This is a genomic window from Neobacillus sp. YX16, from assembly GCF_030123505.1.
GTDB lineage: Bacteria > Bacillota > Bacilli > Bacillales > Cytobacillaceae > Neobacillus.
This window is the reverse complement of the sequence record NZ_CP126115.1, coordinates 6,182,730-6,198,189: the sequence shown is the minus strand read 5'-3', so window position 1 is coordinate 6,198,189 and position 15,460 is coordinate 6,182,730. Positions and strand designations below refer to the sequence as shown.

Annotated in this window: 14 protein-coding genes and 1 pseudogene; 14 read left to right on the top strand and 1 reads right to left on the bottom strand. The window is 36.8% G+C overall.

What is annotated here, in order from left to right; all coding sequences use genetic code 11:
• Positions 1-7: 7 nt before the first annotated feature.
• The 4 genes and pseudogenes from QNH48_RS30260 (at position 8) to rlmH (ending at position 2,958) form a co-directional block, all read left to right on the top strand.
• A complete protein-coding gene (locus QNH48_RS30260) occupies positions 8-802 on the top strand; it encodes an MBL fold metallo-hydrolase (RefSeq protein WP_283953290.1) in 795 nt (264 codons plus the stop codon).
• A 125-nt stretch (positions 803-927) separates the two neighbouring features.
• Positions 928-2,160: a S1C family serine protease gene (locus tag QNH48_RS30255; RefSeq protein ID WP_283953289.1), complete on the top strand. Its 1,233-nt coding sequence runs from the start codon at positions 928-930 to the stop codon at positions 2,158-2,160.
• A gap of 131 nt (positions 2,161-2,291) precedes the next feature.
• A pseudogene (locus QNH48_RS30500) lies at positions 2,292-2,378 on the top strand (CxxH/CxxC protein); the annotation flags it as partial.
• A gap of 100 nt (positions 2,379-2,478) precedes the next feature.
• Positions 2,479-2,958 carry a 23S rRNA (pseudouridine(1915)-N(3))-methyltransferase RlmH gene (rlmH, locus tag QNH48_RS30250; protein WP_283953288.1) on the top strand — a complete coding sequence of 160 codons (480 nt, stop codon included), beginning with the start codon at positions 2,479-2,481 and terminating at the stop codon, positions 2,956-2,958.
• A 724-nt stretch (positions 2,959-3,682) separates the two neighbouring features.
• On the opposite strand, the gene QNH48_RS30245 is transcribed toward rlmH, so the two are convergent.
• The gene (locus QNH48_RS30245; RefSeq protein WP_283953287.1) at positions 3,683-4,174 is read right to left on the bottom strand and encodes a hypothetical protein; all 492 of its coding nucleotides are present in this window, start codon (positions 4,172-4,174) and stop codon (positions 3,683-3,685) included.
• A gap of 143 nt (positions 4,175-4,317) precedes the next feature.
• Between QNH48_RS30245 and QNH48_RS30240 the strand changes: the two genes are divergently transcribed.
• The 10 genes from QNH48_RS30240 to QNH48_RS30195 all read left to right on the top strand — a co-directional run bounded on the left by QNH48_RS30240 (position 4,318) and on the right by QNH48_RS30195 (position 15,459).
• The gene (locus tag QNH48_RS30240; protein ID WP_283953286.1) at positions 4,318-5,019 is read left to right on the top strand and encodes a YybI family spore inner coat protein; all 702 of its coding nucleotides are present in this window, start codon (positions 4,318-4,320) and stop codon (positions 5,017-5,019) included.
• 200 nt (positions 5,020-5,219) lie between these two features.
• Positions 5,220-5,855, top strand: coding sequence for a YczE/YyaS/YitT family protein (locus QNH48_RS30235; protein ID WP_283953285.1), 636 nt, complete (start codon positions 5,220-5,222; stop codon positions 5,853-5,855).
• A gap of 19 nt (positions 5,856-5,874) precedes the next feature.
• Positions 5,875-6,147, top strand: coding sequence for a hexameric tyrosine-coordinated heme protein (locus QNH48_RS30230; protein WP_349655144.1), 273 nt, complete (start codon positions 5,875-5,877; stop codon positions 6,145-6,147).
• 200 nt (positions 6,148-6,347) lie between these two features.
• Entirely contained in the window at positions 6,348-8,921 is a 2,574-nt protein-coding gene (locus tag QNH48_RS30225; RefSeq protein WP_283953284.1) for a lipocalin-like domain-containing protein, read from the top strand.
• 253 nt (positions 8,922-9,174) lie between these two features.
• Positions 9,175-9,579 carry a polyhydroxyalkanoic acid synthase subunit PhaR gene (locus tag QNH48_RS30220; RefSeq protein WP_283953283.1) on the top strand — a complete coding sequence of 135 codons (405 nt, stop codon included), beginning with the start codon at positions 9,175-9,177 and terminating at the stop codon, positions 9,577-9,579.
• A 50-nt stretch (positions 9,580-9,629) separates the two neighbouring features.
• Positions 9,630-10,373: a 3-oxoacyl-ACP reductase gene (locus tag QNH48_RS30215; RefSeq protein ID WP_095247410.1), complete on the top strand. Its 744-nt coding sequence runs from the start codon at positions 9,630-9,632 to the stop codon at positions 10,371-10,373.
• Between the two features lie 80 nt (positions 10,374-10,453).
• Complete coding sequence (gene phaC, locus QNH48_RS30210; RefSeq protein WP_095247411.1) at positions 10,454-11,530, top strand: class III poly(R)-hydroxyalkanoic acid synthase subunit PhaC; 1,077 nt, start codon at positions 10,454-10,456, stop codon at positions 11,528-11,530.
• A 241-nt stretch (positions 11,531-11,771) separates the two neighbouring features.
• The gene (locus tag QNH48_RS30205) at positions 11,772-13,271 is read left to right on the top strand and encodes a spore germination protein (protein ID WP_283953282.1); all 1,500 of its coding nucleotides are present in this window, start codon (positions 11,772-11,774) and stop codon (positions 13,269-13,271) included.
• Positions 13,256-14,362 carry a GerAB/ArcD/ProY family transporter gene (locus tag QNH48_RS30200; protein WP_283953281.1) on the top strand — a complete coding sequence of 369 codons (1,107 nt, stop codon included), beginning with the start codon at positions 13,256-13,258 and terminating at the stop codon, positions 14,360-14,362. Before QNH48_RS30205 ends, QNH48_RS30200 begins: the two co-directional genes overlap by 16 nt.
• Positions 14,359-15,459 carry a Ger(x)C family spore germination protein gene (locus QNH48_RS30195; RefSeq protein WP_283953280.1) on the top strand — a complete coding sequence of 367 codons (1,101 nt, stop codon included), beginning with the start codon at positions 14,359-14,361 and terminating at the stop codon, positions 15,457-15,459. Before QNH48_RS30200 ends, QNH48_RS30195 begins: the two co-directional genes overlap by 4 nt.
• Position 15,460 lies beyond the last annotated feature (1 nt).

Genomic DNA, 15,460 nt, shown 5'->3' with positions numbered 1-15,460 from the left:
GAAAAATATGGATTTGAGGTTTAGCGTTTTAGCGAGCGGGAGTACGGGGAATTCGCTTTATGTTGAATCAGACGAGCATTCCTTTCTAGTAGATGCAGGATTTAGCGGGAAGCAAATGGAGGCATTTTTTCAACATATAGATCGAGATATAAGTAAATTATCAGGAATTTTTGTAACCCATGAACATAGCGATCATATTAAAGGGATTGGTGTATTGGCCCGTAAATATAAACTGCCAGTTTACGCGAATGAAAATACCTGGCGGGCAATGGAACGAAATGTTGGAGATATTCCAACAGAACAAAAGATGATTTTCAGCACAGAAAGTGTAAAAAGCTTTGGTGCAACAGATATTGAATCATTTGGGGTCTCGCATGATGCAGCAGAGCCGATGTTTTATGTTTTCCATCACTCAGGCAAGAAATTGGTTTTAATCACAGATACAGGCTATGTAAGTGATCGGATGAAAGGGATTATATCAAATGCTGATGCCTATATTTTTGAGTCAAATCATGATGTGCAAATGCTGAGAATGGGAAGATATCCTTGGAATACGAAACGAAGGATTCTGAGCGACCTTGGTCACGTTTCAAATGAAGATGCAGCGATTGCGATGAGTGAAGTAATTGGAGACAATACAAAAAGAATATATCTTGCCCATTTAAGTCTTGATAACAATATGAAAGACTTAGCAAGAATGTCAGTAACACAAACGATGCAAAGCCAAGGATTGATTGTTGGCGAGCAGTTTGACCTCTACGACACAGACCCTAAAGTTCCAACGATTTTAACAGCAGTATAGCCTAGAACAAAGATACTTGATTGGTATCTTTGTTCTTTTTTTATAAAATGACTGTGGACAGAGTATAATTGTAAGTATAAGCCAAAATAAAAGGTAGTTGCTTACGAAAGGGAGACGTGGTGAAAATGGGTTATTATGATGATCATTCACAGGGGCGTTACCAAAAACAGAGTGGAAATAGAGGAGGATATTTTCTTGCCAGTATTGTCGGTGCAATACTTGGAGCGATGCTAGTTGTCATTTCAATTCCGGCATTATCCAACCAAGGATTCCTTCCTTACGATGTGCAGCCAAACAATAACCAGTCTGCTGGTGGAAATAATGATAATCAAGACAATTTTATTCAACAGCAGGTATCCTATGATGTAAATACGGATACAACAAAAGCGATTGATAAGGCTGCAGATGCTGTAGTTGGGATTAATAATATCCAAAATTCAAATTTTTGGTATGATGAGTCGGGTGACGACCAAGGTCCTGCTGGTACAGGCTCAGGTGTTATTTATAAAAAGGCAGGAAATAAAGCATACGTCGTGACCAACCAGCATGTGGTCGAGGGTGCAACACAATTAGAGGTTACTTTAAATGATGGTACAAAAATACCTGCTAAATTGCTCGGAGGCGATGTCTGGACTGATTTAGCAGTTCTTGAAATTGATGCATCCAAGATTAAAAAAGTTGCTGAATTTGGCAATTCAGAGGCATTGAAAATGGGTGAGCCCGTCATGGCAATTGGGAATCCGTTGGGTGCGACATTCTCTGGTTCTGTGACCCAAGGGATTATTTCAGGAATTAACCGGACGATCCCAGTTGATATCAATCAAGATGGGATTATGGATTGGCAAGCAGAAGTACTGCAGACAGATGCAGCCATAAATCCAGGTAACAGCGGTGGTGCCTTAGTCAATATTGCTGGACAACTTATTGGGATAAACTCGATGAAAATCGCACAAGATGCCGTGGAAGGGATTGGCTTGTCGATTCCAATTAATTATGCAAGACCAATTATTGATGATTTGGAGCAATTTGGAGTGGTGAAACGCCCATATATGGGAGTGGATTTGAAGTCTGTAGCTGAAATTCCTGGGTATTATCAAGAAGAAGCATTAAAATTACCTAGAGATATTAACTATGGAGTTGCTCTTCGACAAGTTGTCTCTAATTCACCTGCTGCACAGGCTGGGTTACAAGAGCTGGATGTTATTGTGGAAATGGATGGTGAAACCATTCATGACGTCATTGATCTTAGAAAGCATTTATATCAAGAGACCAAAATTGGTGACCAGATGGAAGTAAAATACTATCGAGAAGGAAAGTTGAATACCACTACAATAACGCTAGCTGAAGATAGGTCATAATGATAAGGCAGAAAGGTGTAATCACCTTTCTGTTTTTTTATGGTATGATAGGAAACTGAATGAAGCATATAGGAAAGTAAATAATAATGATACATGTTTTTAGGAGTTGTGGATGAGTTGAAACGTTTCCAGTTTTATCTAAGGTAATTGGGGATAACTTATCAACAGGTTGTGAATATTGTCGAAATACAGCTGTATATATTGTGGCGAACAAATGATTCCATACAAGATGTGGATAAAAATTGTGGACATGTGGATAACTTCTGTGGATATCTTGTTTGCAAACTGTTTGTAATATAAAAAAGAGGGTTGTGGATTGTGAATATCTCGATTGTCAGTGTTGGTAAATTAAAAGAAAAATATTTAAAAATGGGAATTGATGAATATTTAAAGCGACTGAATTCATATGCGAAAGTGGAAGTCATTGAGGTGGCTGACGAAAAGGCACCAGAAGAACTAAGTGAGTTGGAAATGATTCAGGTAAAGCAAAAAGAGGGAGAAAGAATTTTGGCTAAGATTAGCCAGGATACATATGTAATAGCACTTGCAATCAATGGGAAAATGCAATCCTCTGAAGAGCTTGCGGATACGTTAGACAAATTAGCCACGTATGGGAAAAGTAAGATTGCCTTTGTTATTGGCGGATCGTTAGGATTAAGTGTAGAAGTGCTAAAACGTGCGAATGAAAAGCTTTCTTTTTCAAAAATGACCTTCCCTCATCAACTGATGAAATTAATATTAGTGGAGCAGATTTATAGAGCGTTCAGAATAAATCGCAATGAACCATATCATAAGTAAATGAGGCTTTTAGCCAAATACCTCTCCTTAAGGTTGGGGAGGTTAGAACAGAATAAGTTTTCTTAACGGAAATAGAAGTGATAAGAATGGTATTGTCAGAAGGTAAAGTAAATGATTGATAATTGGGGGATCAGGTTAAGCACCCTATCTGATAAATAGACGGAGAAATTCCGCTTAGTTAGTAAATAAAATAAAAATAGCCTAAATAGACGGAGAAACTCCGCCTATTGACTCAAAAAACGTTAAAATGGAGGATTTTGCGTTGCATAGACGGAAAACCTCCGCTTATATACCCCGAAACGAGCTTCACTCTGTACCTAACCGGAAAATTTCCGCCTATTTTCCCTTCGTTGGTTACACAGTTGAGGACAAGACTTCTTATTTAAAAGAAAGTGAGACGGGCCTTTTAAAGCTGATCTTTTTATTATTTCAAAGAAATCCAAGAGAACCTCATTTTGATTCGCTATGGTGAACCATATCATAAGTAAAGGGCATTATTGGGTTTAACCTTAAAAGAGCACCTTTTTTTCTAGTATTTCTAACTTAATTTAAAACTGAAATAAGGATAAGACCTAAATAATCCGTACAAACTCATTTAAGGTGAAATTTACATAGAGTATAGGGACAAATAAAGATGTGCACCAAGGGGAGGAGTTCATTCATCTCCGCCACCGATTATCAATTAAAAAGGGGCTTTTTCGCCCCTTAATTCATCTAAAAGCGACTAACAGATCACAATGATTTTATAGGGAGTAGTTTGGGCTGGAATGCTAAATGTGGTAGGACCATATACAACAAGAAGATTTCGGCTTGCAGGATTCAATGTGAAGGGCTGATCGTTTTGTAATAAGATTGGAGTAAAACTAGAAATATTTAATTGTAACTGTCCATCACTACTCACTAGTTGGCTGTTAAAAAAATCTACCTTTACATTTTGATAAGGGTTATCCTTTACGATAATATGGGCTTGATATTGTGGTGGGTAAATAAGAATGACAGGTACATTTGCATCATAAAAACCAGTTATTCGGTCTCCAACTGAGACCATAACATGGTCGAGAAAATAGGTCGTTGGACTAATAACAAAATTTACTATTGACCCATCCCCTCCTAATATGGACATTAACTTAAAACACCCATTTAACTCTTCGTCTGAACTTACAAAATGATCTTGAATCATCGTAACCGTCCCAGAGACAGAAGTGAATTTTTTCATTTTTCCCCTCCTTTTTGATGCCTAATAAATTTTATGTTGCTGGTTATTAGATATTACTTAATCAATGCAAGTAAGTAAGCAGTAATCATTCTGGTAGGCTGTTAGCGAATGATGATGATAGTCGTAATGAGAAGGAGTATATTATGTATATAAATTATTCTCAGCCAAGTATTGTATCGTTTGCAAGTGGTGATGTAACTGGGGATAAAGTACCTGATTATGTCTATTTGACAGGGATAAAGACCCCAGCAAGTCCATTTACACAAAATATAACCCTGCACGTTCAAAATGGAAGAACTGGAATGGTAAAAAGTGTTCTACTGCGTGAAAATGCAGGCTACAATCCTGCTATATTCTTGGGGGATTTTACCGGGAATGGAGTAAGTGATATATTAATCAGTATTGCTACTGGTGGTAGTGGTGGAATCATGTACCATTATATTTATTCCTTTTTGGAAAATACAGCACAATTGATATTTGATTTTAATGTATATAATGGGCAGTACCAATATGAGGTTACTTACCGTGACAATTTCAAAGTTGAAGTTGTCAGCAAGACCAATAATAAAAAGTACATCATAGACATATCAACAAAAGGTTCTGAGTATTTAAATGAAATATATGATGAAAACGGCAAACTGAAAAAACCTATTACTGGTTTTGTTAATCCTTTGAGCGGCTTATATCCTGTAGATTTTGATTCAAATAAAGTTTATGAGCTATTGGCATATCAAAAAATTGCAGGGAGATATAACGCCGATTCTTTAGGGTATATTTTGAACACATTAGGATGGTTAGATAATAGGTTTGTTTTGCAAAATCAGTATGTAGCTATATTGGGATGAAGAGATAAAAATAGTTAATAAACCGAAAACATTTATGAATGCCTCATTTTGATATATTGCGGTGAACCGTATCATAAATAATAAATCTTGATCAACGTAAGAAAGGCTTAGGGGGATTTCCATTTAATTTTTATAGTTTCCTTTATAATGGATATGGTATAGTGGTCTAGTTAAAAAGTTTTGAGATTATAGGAGAAATTATGAGAAAAGAATGGATTCTTCGCTGGTCTTTTTTTGTTTTTGGACTGATTGTTTTAGCGTTAGGCGCTGCCTTTACGATTGAAGGAAAATTGTTAGGAGTAGCTCCTTGGGATGTGTTTCATTATGGAATGTTTCTGAAGCTGGGGCTGACGATTGGCACATGGTCGATTATTATCGGATTTCTTTTGCTGGCTGCTGCCTCCATTGCAACGAAAAAGTTACCTAAAATAGGTGCATTTTTAAATATGCTGTTACTAGGTTTATTCATAGATTTCTTTTTGTGGCTATTGCCAAGTATCGATAGTTTAACAGGAGCACTATTATTCTTTGTTTTAGGAATTATTCTAATGGGGTATGGGGTTGGACTCTATGTTTCCGCTGATTTGGGTTCTGGTCCACGAGATAGTATTATGCTCCTGATTGTAGACAAAACTGGATGGAGTATACAATGGGTTCGTAATGGAATGGAAATACTTGTACTCATTCTAGGTTGGACATTAGGAGGTCCTGTCGGGATTGGATCAGTGATTATTGCCTTATTCTTGGGTCCGATTGTAGGCTTTTCCTTACCGCAATGTAAAACACTACTAAAGTATTTACTTGTTAAAAAGGAACACCAAAAACTAGCAGCATAAAATAGTCATAAGTTTGTGAATCTTAAAAGGTGCAGAGCTTAATCTGCGCCTTTTTTTATCTAAAGGTGTAGCATATACCCAGCCCTCTGCAGATGTATGGAATAAACTTCGGACAGAATATGAAGGAAATGCAGACAGTCTTACACTGTCCTCACAGGTAATTGCCACTCATTTTCAAACAGTGGCGGCTGCTAACAATCATTGGAAATTAAGGAAAATGGACAAGGGACTAAACCCTTGTTCTTTTTTTGAATTTTCAACTTGTACGTTCATCTATATTATTTTTTTGTAAACTTGTTCAAACAAGTGTATAAAAGAATATTGAGAATTTTTCAACTTTATAGTATTGTTTAATAAGTAGTAGTTTGCTAGTTTAACTATGTAAGCGGTTTACCACCTGTATGTACAACTTTATTGGGATTGGAGGAAACTATAAAGTTGAAAAAAGGGGATCAACATTATTTGTCCGTACAATGATAAGGAGGAGATAATATGAAAAAGAAAGGTCTTTTTAAGAGTTTCATATCTGTTTTTCTAATACTGCTGTTGTTAATACCCATAACCGCGTTTGGCAACGAGGAAACAAGTAATTCTGAACCACTTGAGTTTAGAAATGCTTCTGTTCATGACCCTTCCATCATTAAAGATCCAAAAACGGGAACTTACTATGTCTATGGCTCACACATTGATGGGGCTAAATCAACGGACTTAATCAATTGGGATCGATTCACAAATGGGTATACTACTCCCAATAATAAGGTATATGGAGATTTGTCGGCAAACCTTGCCGAGTCCTTTAAATGGGCCGGAGAGAATGATTCAGACAGCAAAGGCGGCTATGCTGTTTGGGCTCCGGATGTTTTTTGGAATAAACATTATGTAAATGAAGATGGTACAAAGGGTGCCTATATGATTTACTATAGTGTGTCTTCCACTTATATCCGTTCTGCAATCGGAATCGCGGTGTCGAAGAACATTGAAGGACCATTTAAATATGTAGATACCATTATGTATTCAGGATTTACGAATACGGAAGCCTATGATCGAAACAGTACCGTAAATAAGCACTGGGAAAATACGAATATCGCAGATCTGATTGAAAATGGAGTAATCGATGAGGTAAATCCTGATTGGTTTACGGCAAATGGAGCCTATAATAATAAACTTTATACGAATGCAATTGATGCCAACATTCTTCAGGCTAAGAATAATAAGATTTATATGACTTACGGCTCCTGGTCTGGCGGAACCTTTATTTTAGAATTAGATAAGAAAACAGGACTGCCAAAGTATCCTGGAAAAGATGGAATTACAGAAGATGGAAGAATGATAGACAGATATTTTGGTACAAAAATTGCCTCTGGATACGGCCGTTCTGCTGAAGGGACATACGCTGTCTATGATAAGGAATCCGGCTACTATTACCTATACATTACCTATGGAGGGTTAGCATCTGATGGCGGTTATCAGATGAGACAGTTTAGATCAGAGAGTCCTGCTGGTCCATATGTAGATGCAAAAGGTAACCCTGCGGTATTCCCGGAGTCATTTGATATCGGAGTAGGCAACTTCCCAAGTAATAAGGATCATAAAGATATCGGTAATAAAATGATTGGGAATTTCCTATTTAAAAGAGATCTTGGTGAAGCGGGCACGGGAATTGGTACAGGCTACCTTTCTCCAGGACATAACTCTTACCTCATTGACGAAGAATTAGGCAAGGAATTTATCGTGACTCATACTCGTTTCCCGCAGCAAGGGGAAATGCATGAAGTTCGTGTACATCAAACATTTAAGAACATTGAACAATGGCCAGTACCGACACCATACCGCTATGCTGGTGAAACAATCAAGAAAGTTTCCGAAGGTGATGTAACGGGTGACTATAAGTTCATTAATCACGGAAAAGAAATTACAGGTAAATTGACTGAATCCACATGGGTGAAGTTGAACAGCGATCACACCATTTCTGGAGCAGTAACAGGTACATGGAAACTGTATGGCAAGTATCGGGCAGAATTAACCATCGATAATGAAGGAACGTATGATGGTGTATTTATCCGCCAATATGACCCTACATCGGGACAGTGGGTGATGACGTTTAGTGCAATGTCAGATGAAGGAATCGTCATTTGGGGAAGTCATGTAGATGCATCTTCTGATGAAGAATTAGTACAGGCAATTAAACAAGAGTTAGGTACTAGTTTCCCGTCTACTGTCATTAGCAATTTAGAGCTTCCATCCGTAGCTACAAAAGGAGCGAAAATTACCTGGGAATCTTCCAATCCAGAGGCCGTGTCCACTGAAGGCGTGGTAACACGACCAAGCTATGATGCCCAAGATGCTGTGGTAGAATTAACGGCGAAGATTACACTAGGTGATGCCACTGAAACATTAACCATAACCGTTACAGTGACCAAAAAGGCAGAAGGCGGCTTAGCGGCTTTCTACGATTTTAATGATAGTTTCAAAGATCGTTCGGGAACAAATAAAACGGACGCAGCCGTAACGGGAGACCGAATTAATAATCAAGGCGGACAAATTACCTTTGCTGAAGGTAAAGTAGGACAAGCCGCAAAATTTGATGGAAATTCGGGACTGCGTTTAGATGACGGCTTAATTACAGGTGACACTTACTCTGTATCATTGTGGTTAAAGCCTGAACAACTCACTGAATTTACAACCTCATTCTTTGGGGCAAAAACCGCGAATAATTGGATTAGTGTTGTACCTAAAACAGGATGGGGTAATACGATGGTTTGGTCACACAATGGTGACCAGTGGTATGATGCGGTAACGGATCGGACTATACCTGTAGGTGAGTGGTCACATCTTACTTTAACGGTAAAAGAAGGCGACGTTGTGTTTTATGTTAATGGTGTAGCGAAATATACAGGGATCAACTTCCCGAATGTATTTACCTCCATTGATGCGGAATTTGGGTTAGGTGTGAACTACTGGGATACTCCTTTTAAAGGATTAATAGATGAAGTGCGAGTTTATGATGGATTGGCCCTTCCTGCAAATGAAGTCCAGTCCCTTTACCAAAATCCAGCTGGAGAGTAACAGTTTTGAAAAAATTGGAATAGAATTTTGAGGTCCATCCCCTTTTGCTGATAAAAAAGCAAAAGGGGATTTTTATTTATTTTGATTAATATCCTATCATACCAATTGAAATTGTACGGTTGTTTGCGAAAAAGGGAGGATTTTGTCAATAAAAGAAGAAAAGTATTTCGATAATTTTCAATATTTAATCTTTAATTATTTCCATATAGTTAGTATGATTGAAACGTCTAGAAAGAATAAGGAGGAAAAGGATATGAACCAAAGCTTTAACTTTTATGATATGTGGAAGGATTATTATTCCCAAACCAGTAAATTATTTGATGAAAAAATCAGCAAGGATTTCCCTTCTGAAGGTATGGGACAGATTTTGGAGATGAATCTTCAATTTAAAAAAATGATTGATGAATCCACATTAAAGTACTTAGAGTTTATGAACGTACCAAGTCGAAATGACATTGCGAATATTTCTTCGTTGATTGTTAATGTAGATGCAAAAGTGGATGATTTAGAAGAAAAATTAGAAGAGAAATTGGACAGCCAAGATGTTCAGGAATCATTTAAAACAGAATTGGCCCATTTAAAGAAGGACATGAAGAGTTTGGATACAAAGTTGAATCAAATCCTTACCATGTTGAAATCACAAGAAAAGGTTAAATAGAAAAGTATTACATAGTTTTTTACAACTACTATAGATGGGGTGGATTAAAGATGACAGGATTAACGGGTAAAGTAGCAATCGTAACAGGTGGCAGCAGAGGAATCGGAGCAGCGATTGCATTGGAATTGGCTAAAAATGGAGCAAAGGTTGTCATTAACTATAATATCCGTAAAGAATTAGCAGATAAAGTAGTCGCAGAAATTAATGAATTTGGCGGAGATGCATACGCCGTTCAAGCGGATGTTTCAGAAAGTAATGAGTCAGCATATCTAGTACAAGAAACCATCAAACATTATGGCAAATTAGATATCCTGATTAATAATGCAGGAATTACAAGAGACAGCACGTTTAAAAAATTGACCGAAGAAGATTGGAGAGAAGTAATCAATGTTAATTTAAACAGTGTTTACAACAATACTTCTGCTGCCTTACCTTATCTTCTTGAATCAGATGCAGGCCGCATCATCAACATTTCGTCAATTATTGGACAAGCTGGCGGGTTTGGACAAACCAACTATGCTGCAGCAAAAGCAGGACTAATTGGATATACTAAATCCCTCGCTCTTGAACTTGCTAGAAGTAAGGTAACTGTTAATGCCATTTGCCCAGGATTTATTGGAACCGAGATGGTCCAAGCCATTCCTGAAAAAGTTCTTGCAGGTATCGTTGAAAAAGTACCACAAAAACGTTTAGGCAAACCTGAAGAAATCGCTCGTGGTGTTGTTTTCCTATGTAAAGATGGTGACTATATTACTGGTCAGCAATTAAATATTAACGGTGGACTTTACATGTAAGTGTCATGAAGGTTCGTATTTATTAATAAATTAATAGAGTAAATAAATCATGTAAGGAGTGAACAGTCATTAGCGTACTTATGCCTACCGATTGGAATGAACTGCTCGAATATACACCTCCGGAATACAAGGAGATGTATCAACGTACATTAAGAGCAAATCAAGTTCTAACAACAGATGCTGATCCGGAAGTAGCACCAACACCGAAAGAACTTATTTGGACAAGAAATAAAACGAAGCTCTATCGCTATATTTCTGAAAGTCCAAAAAAACATAAGATTCCTCTTCTTTTGGTGTATGCCCTTATTAATAAACCTTATATCCTGGATTTAACAAAGGGCGGTAGTTTAGTAGAATACTTGGTTAATCGCGGGTTTGAAGTCTATCTGCTTGAGTGGGGCCAACCTGGTTATGAAGATAGAAATATGAAACTAGATGATTACATTATGGACTATATCCCACGTGCCGTTCGGAAGGTACTGAGAAAATCAAACGTGGATGAAGTTTCAATCCTTGGTTATTGCATGGGGGGAACGATCACGGCTGCATTTGCAGCACTGCACCCTGAATTACCGATCCGGAATCTTATCTTTATGACAAGTCCTTTTGATTTTGAAAAGACTGGCTCATATGGTGCGATGTTAGATGAACGATATTTTAATATTGATAAAGTTGTAGATACCCTAGGTGTTATTCCACCTGAAATGATTGACTTTGGTAACAAAATGATCAATCCAATGGGAACGAACTATGGACCATATATTAGTCTTTATGAACGTGCGGATAATGAAAAGTTCATAAAGAGCTTTAAGCTATTGCAAAAATGGTTAAACGACGGTATTCAATTCCCAGGTGAGGCCTACCGTCAGTGGATTAGGGACTTTTATCAGCAAAACAAACTGATAAAAGGAGAAATGGTTATTCGTGGTAAGAAGGTTAACCTTGAAAATATCAGAGCTAACGTGCTCAATTTATCTGGTAAAAACGACCTCATTGCCCAGCCGCACCAAGTGGAAGCATTGATGAATGCTATATCTAGTGAAGATAAAGAATATAAATGTTTGCCAGTGGGGCATACATCGATTACATTTGGAAGTCAAGCTACAAAAATAACATATCCAACCATTGCTGACTGGCTGGAAGAACGATCTAACTAAATATTCTAATAGAAGTGTCCCAGATTAATCATTTGGGGCACTTTTTTTATATTAAACAACATAGAGATAGTGGTAAAAATAATTATATTAAATTTTCAGAAAGTGTACAAGCCTAATTGTCCAATACGGATAGTTTCTTGATAGATGGGGAAATTGCATCAAACGGTTTGGCATTAAATAAATATAGTAAGGATTTAGGGAAATAATAGTGGGTATCTACTCTTCTAAGGAGTTTTCGCAAATGAGTTTCTTTAAAGGGAAATCATCTTTATCTAGCTCGTCAAATGGTGACGGGCAGCTTTGTGATGATATTGAGAAAAATATAAAAATGTTAGAAGAACATTTTTGCCATACAGAAGATTTAATGAAAAAGGAACTACGATTTCATAACCAGAAGTGTGTCATTCTTTATCTTGATTCGTTGGTGAAGAAGGAGCTTCTCCAAGCTTCTATTATTGAGCCTATTTTAGAAATGAAAGCGGGTGAAATGGAGAAAACCGTCCATGCGGCAGAAATCAAAAGGACTTCCACTATTTCAGAAGCAGGGAAACAGTTATTAGATGGATTCTGTATGATTTTGATAGAAAACAATCCCCAAGCCTATATGGCTTCTGTTGGAGGAATAGAAGGCAGGGCTATTCAAGAGCCGAATAACGAGCGAAGCATTAAAAGTACTCATGATGGCTTTGTTGAAGATTTTAGCTCTAATCTACACCTTTTAAGAAAGAGAATTAAAAATCCACAGTTAAAAGTGAAATATTTTACTCTCGGAAATCTTTCGAATACGAAAGTTGGCATGGTTTTTATTGAAAATCTTGCAAATAAAGAGCTTATTAACGAAGTAGAGCGCAGAATAACTTCAATCGAAATTGATCAGCTCTATTCAACTGGTGAATTAGAGGATCTTATTGAAGATAATCCTTTTTCACCTTTTCCACATATTTTAGCTACAGAAAGACCTGACAGAGCGGTGTCCTATTTAACAGAAGGGAAAATCACCATTATTTTGGATGGCAATCCACGTGTGTTAGTCGTTCCAATCACGTTTTTTGCGTTTTATCAAGCACCTGATGACTATAATAGCCGATGGTTAGTTGGATCTTTCTTTCGAATAATTCGCGTCTTTAGTTTTATCATTGCGATTAGCTTGCCTGCCATCTACATAGCCATCGTTTCGTTTCATTCAGAGGTCCTTCCGATCGGAATTCTTTACTCCATCAGGGTTTCATTAGAATATGTTCCTTTTCCTCCCTTGGCGGAAGCGATAGCTATGCAAATCATTTTGGAGCTATTAAAGGAAGCCTCGATTCGCTTGCCTTCACCTATAGCCCAAACAATCGGGATTGTAGGGGGATTAGTCATTGGGACAGCGGTGGTAGATGCGCATATTGTATCGAATATGATGATCGTTGTGATTGGATTTACGGCCATTGCCTCATTTGTGGCACCTATAAATGAAATGGGGACAAGTGCAAGGTTATTAGGTTTTCCAACGATGATCGCGGCATCCATGTTTGGATTTTTTGGGATTGTATTCGTGTTAATGTTGATTTTTATGCATTTAAGTAAATTAGATTCTTTTGGAACGCCTTATTTTTCACCTATAGCCCCATTTAAGAAAGAAGATTTAAAGGATTCGTTGATAAGGCTTCCATTATGGAAACTAAATACTCGACCAACTGACGCAAAGCCAGCTTACGCAAAACAACAGGGGCAAACAAGGGCGTGGAAGAAGAAATGACAGATAAAAATCTTTCGATTACAAAATTTCAGCTGTTTTTTATCATGCTTCAAAGTCAAATTGGCGTAGGACTTTTATCATTGCCGAATGTCGTGCAGAAGACGGCTAAAGGAGATGGTTGGATTTCTCCCCTCTTTGCAGGGGTAGCTGTTCAAGTTATGCTCGTCATCTACTGGCAGTTACTAAAACGATTTCCCAATCTTATTTATACCGAAATCACTCAAAAGATACTTGGTCGTTTTCTAGGGAAATTGATTAATCTTGTTATCTATATGAATTTCATCCTTGTCGGAGGCTTAGTCACCATTTTATTTATTAAAATCATTAATTTATGGTTATTGCCTTTAACACCTAATTGGATCATATCCATACTCATCCTTACCGCTTGTATTTATTTAGCGGTTAGTGATTTAAGAATCATTGCAAGATTCTTTGTCCTAGCAACTTCCTTAATCCTATTATTAATGTTTACTTCTTTATTAAGCTGGTTTACTCCTAAAGAGTTTCAATATATTCTTCCAATTGGAAGTTCTGGAATTAAAAATATTTTATTGGGTACTAACAATTCTCTTCTTGCGATGTTGGGATTTGAAGGGTTACTGTTTACGTTCCCCTTCATTATTGATAATAAAAAAGGAGTATTAAAGACGGTATCGATATCCAACATTCTTATCGTCATTTTTTACACTTACTTTATCTTCCTTTCTCTAATCAGTTTTAGTACAGATCAGTTGGCACAAATGAGAGAACCGATTTTAAATTTACTTAGAGGAATAACTTACAAGATGGTCGATCGGGTGGATCTCATTTTCCTGTCGATATGGATTGTCCCGATGGTCACTTCCATTATTGCCTATTTATTTTTTGCTAGTAAGAGTATGAATGTAAAGAAGAAGAATTACCCAAGGGTAGTCTTAATGAATGGATTCATTATTTTTTTGATTACATTAATTCCACATAATGACGCTACCACTACTCTATTTAACAAATATGTGACGTATTTAAGTTATGCGGTTGTTTTTATCATCCCAACTTTGCTTTTAATCCTTTCGTTCCTATTTAAAAAGCATGAAAGTAGTGAATCCGCTTGAGAAAAATACTCCTTATTATCACATGCATTATCCCTATCATGTTGACTGGCTGTTGGGACCAGCATTATCTAGTGAATCGAACGCTTGTGAACGGAATTAGTTTTGATATTACTGAAGAGGGAAAAATTGATGCATCAGTTAGAGCATTAAACATTCAAAGTAAAGGAGGAGGGCAATTTGATATATACGATGAACTAGTATCTGCTGTAAGACCAACAACTTCTGGTTTAGCATTAGATGTAGACAGTAAAATTGGGGGTGAAATAGATGCTAGTAAAGCGTTTGTGGTAATAATAGGTGAAGATCTAGCTAAAAAAGGGATTCACCCTATCATTGAGGTCTTTTATCGAAATATGGGTTCATATTTGTCTTCCAAAATTGTCATAACTAAAGGAAAAGCGAAAGATATTCTTTCTTTGGAAAAAGAAAAAAGCCCAATCGCATTTGAAATCTTGCGATTACTAAATGGAGCAGAAGTGGATACGGTCATACCGAAAGAAACAACATTTACAGTTTGGAAAAAAATGTTAGATTATGGTGAAGATATAATTTTACCTTACCTGGAAATAGTAGAGTCTAATAAAGTTGAAGTAGCTGGAGTGGCTCTAGTAGACGATGATAAATATACAGGTTTAACATTATCAAAAGAAAAAAGCAGTATACTATTGTCATTAATGGATCAATTAAGCAAGATGAACAGATTGGCTTTATTATTGGGCCCCGAAAAAAATGCCATTTCTTTTACAACTAAAGACTTGAGTCGAAATTTAGAGGTCCTTGTGAATCAGGATAATAAAATAACATGCAAAATTAATGTCAAAATGAATATTGACGTAGTAAGCTATCCTCAAGATTTTAGAAAAGGACTAGATATCAAAAAATTAAATAAAGAAATTTCTGATGAATTAACGAAACAAGCAAAGGAAGTAACCAACACTTTATTAGAAGCCAATTGTGATGCGTTGGGAATTGGAAGACGAATTTCAAGTTTTCACCCTGAATTATGGAAGAAAATCAATTGGGGAGAGGAATATAAAAACGTTCAATTTGAACCGAATGTAAAGGTAAACATCATAAGAACAGGGAATGTCTTTTAGA

Bases quoted from the DNA above. Each gene is read 5' to 3' on its own strand.
- QNH48_RS30260 (WP_283953290.1), top strand. From the start codon at position 8: ATGGATTTGAGGTTTAGCGTTTTAGCGAGCGGGAGTACGGGGAATTCG.
- QNH48_RS30255 (WP_283953289.1), top strand. From the start codon at position 928: ATGGGTTATTATGATGATCATTCACAGGGGCGTTACCAAAAACAGAGT.
- QNH48_RS30245 (WP_283953287.1), bottom strand. From the start codon at position 4,174: ATGAAAAAATTCACTTCTGTCTCTGGGACGGTTACGATGATTCAAGAT.
- QNH48_RS30240 (WP_283953286.1), top strand. From the start codon at position 4,318: ATGTATATAAATTATTCTCAGCCAAGTATTGTATCGTTTGCAAGTGGT.
- QNH48_RS30235 (WP_283953285.1), top strand. From the start codon at position 5,220: ATGAGAAAAGAATGGATTCTTCGCTGGTCTTTTTTTGTTTTTGGACTG.
- QNH48_RS30225 (WP_283953284.1), top strand. From the start codon at position 6,348: ATGAAAAAGAAAGGTCTTTTTAAGAGTTTCATATCTGTTTTTCTAATA.
- QNH48_RS30220 (WP_283953283.1), top strand. From the start codon at position 9,175: ATGAACCAAAGCTTTAACTTTTATGATATGTGGAAGGATTATTATTCC.
- QNH48_RS30215 (WP_095247410.1), top strand. From the start codon at position 9,630: ATGACAGGATTAACGGGTAAAGTAGCAATCGTAACAGGTGGCAGCAGA.
- phaC (WP_095247411.1), top strand. From the start codon at position 10,454: ATGCCTACCGATTGGAATGAACTGCTCGAATATACACCTCCGGAATAC.
- QNH48_RS30205 (WP_283953282.1), top strand. From the start codon at position 11,772: ATGAGTTTCTTTAAAGGGAAATCATCTTTATCTAGCTCGTCAAATGGT.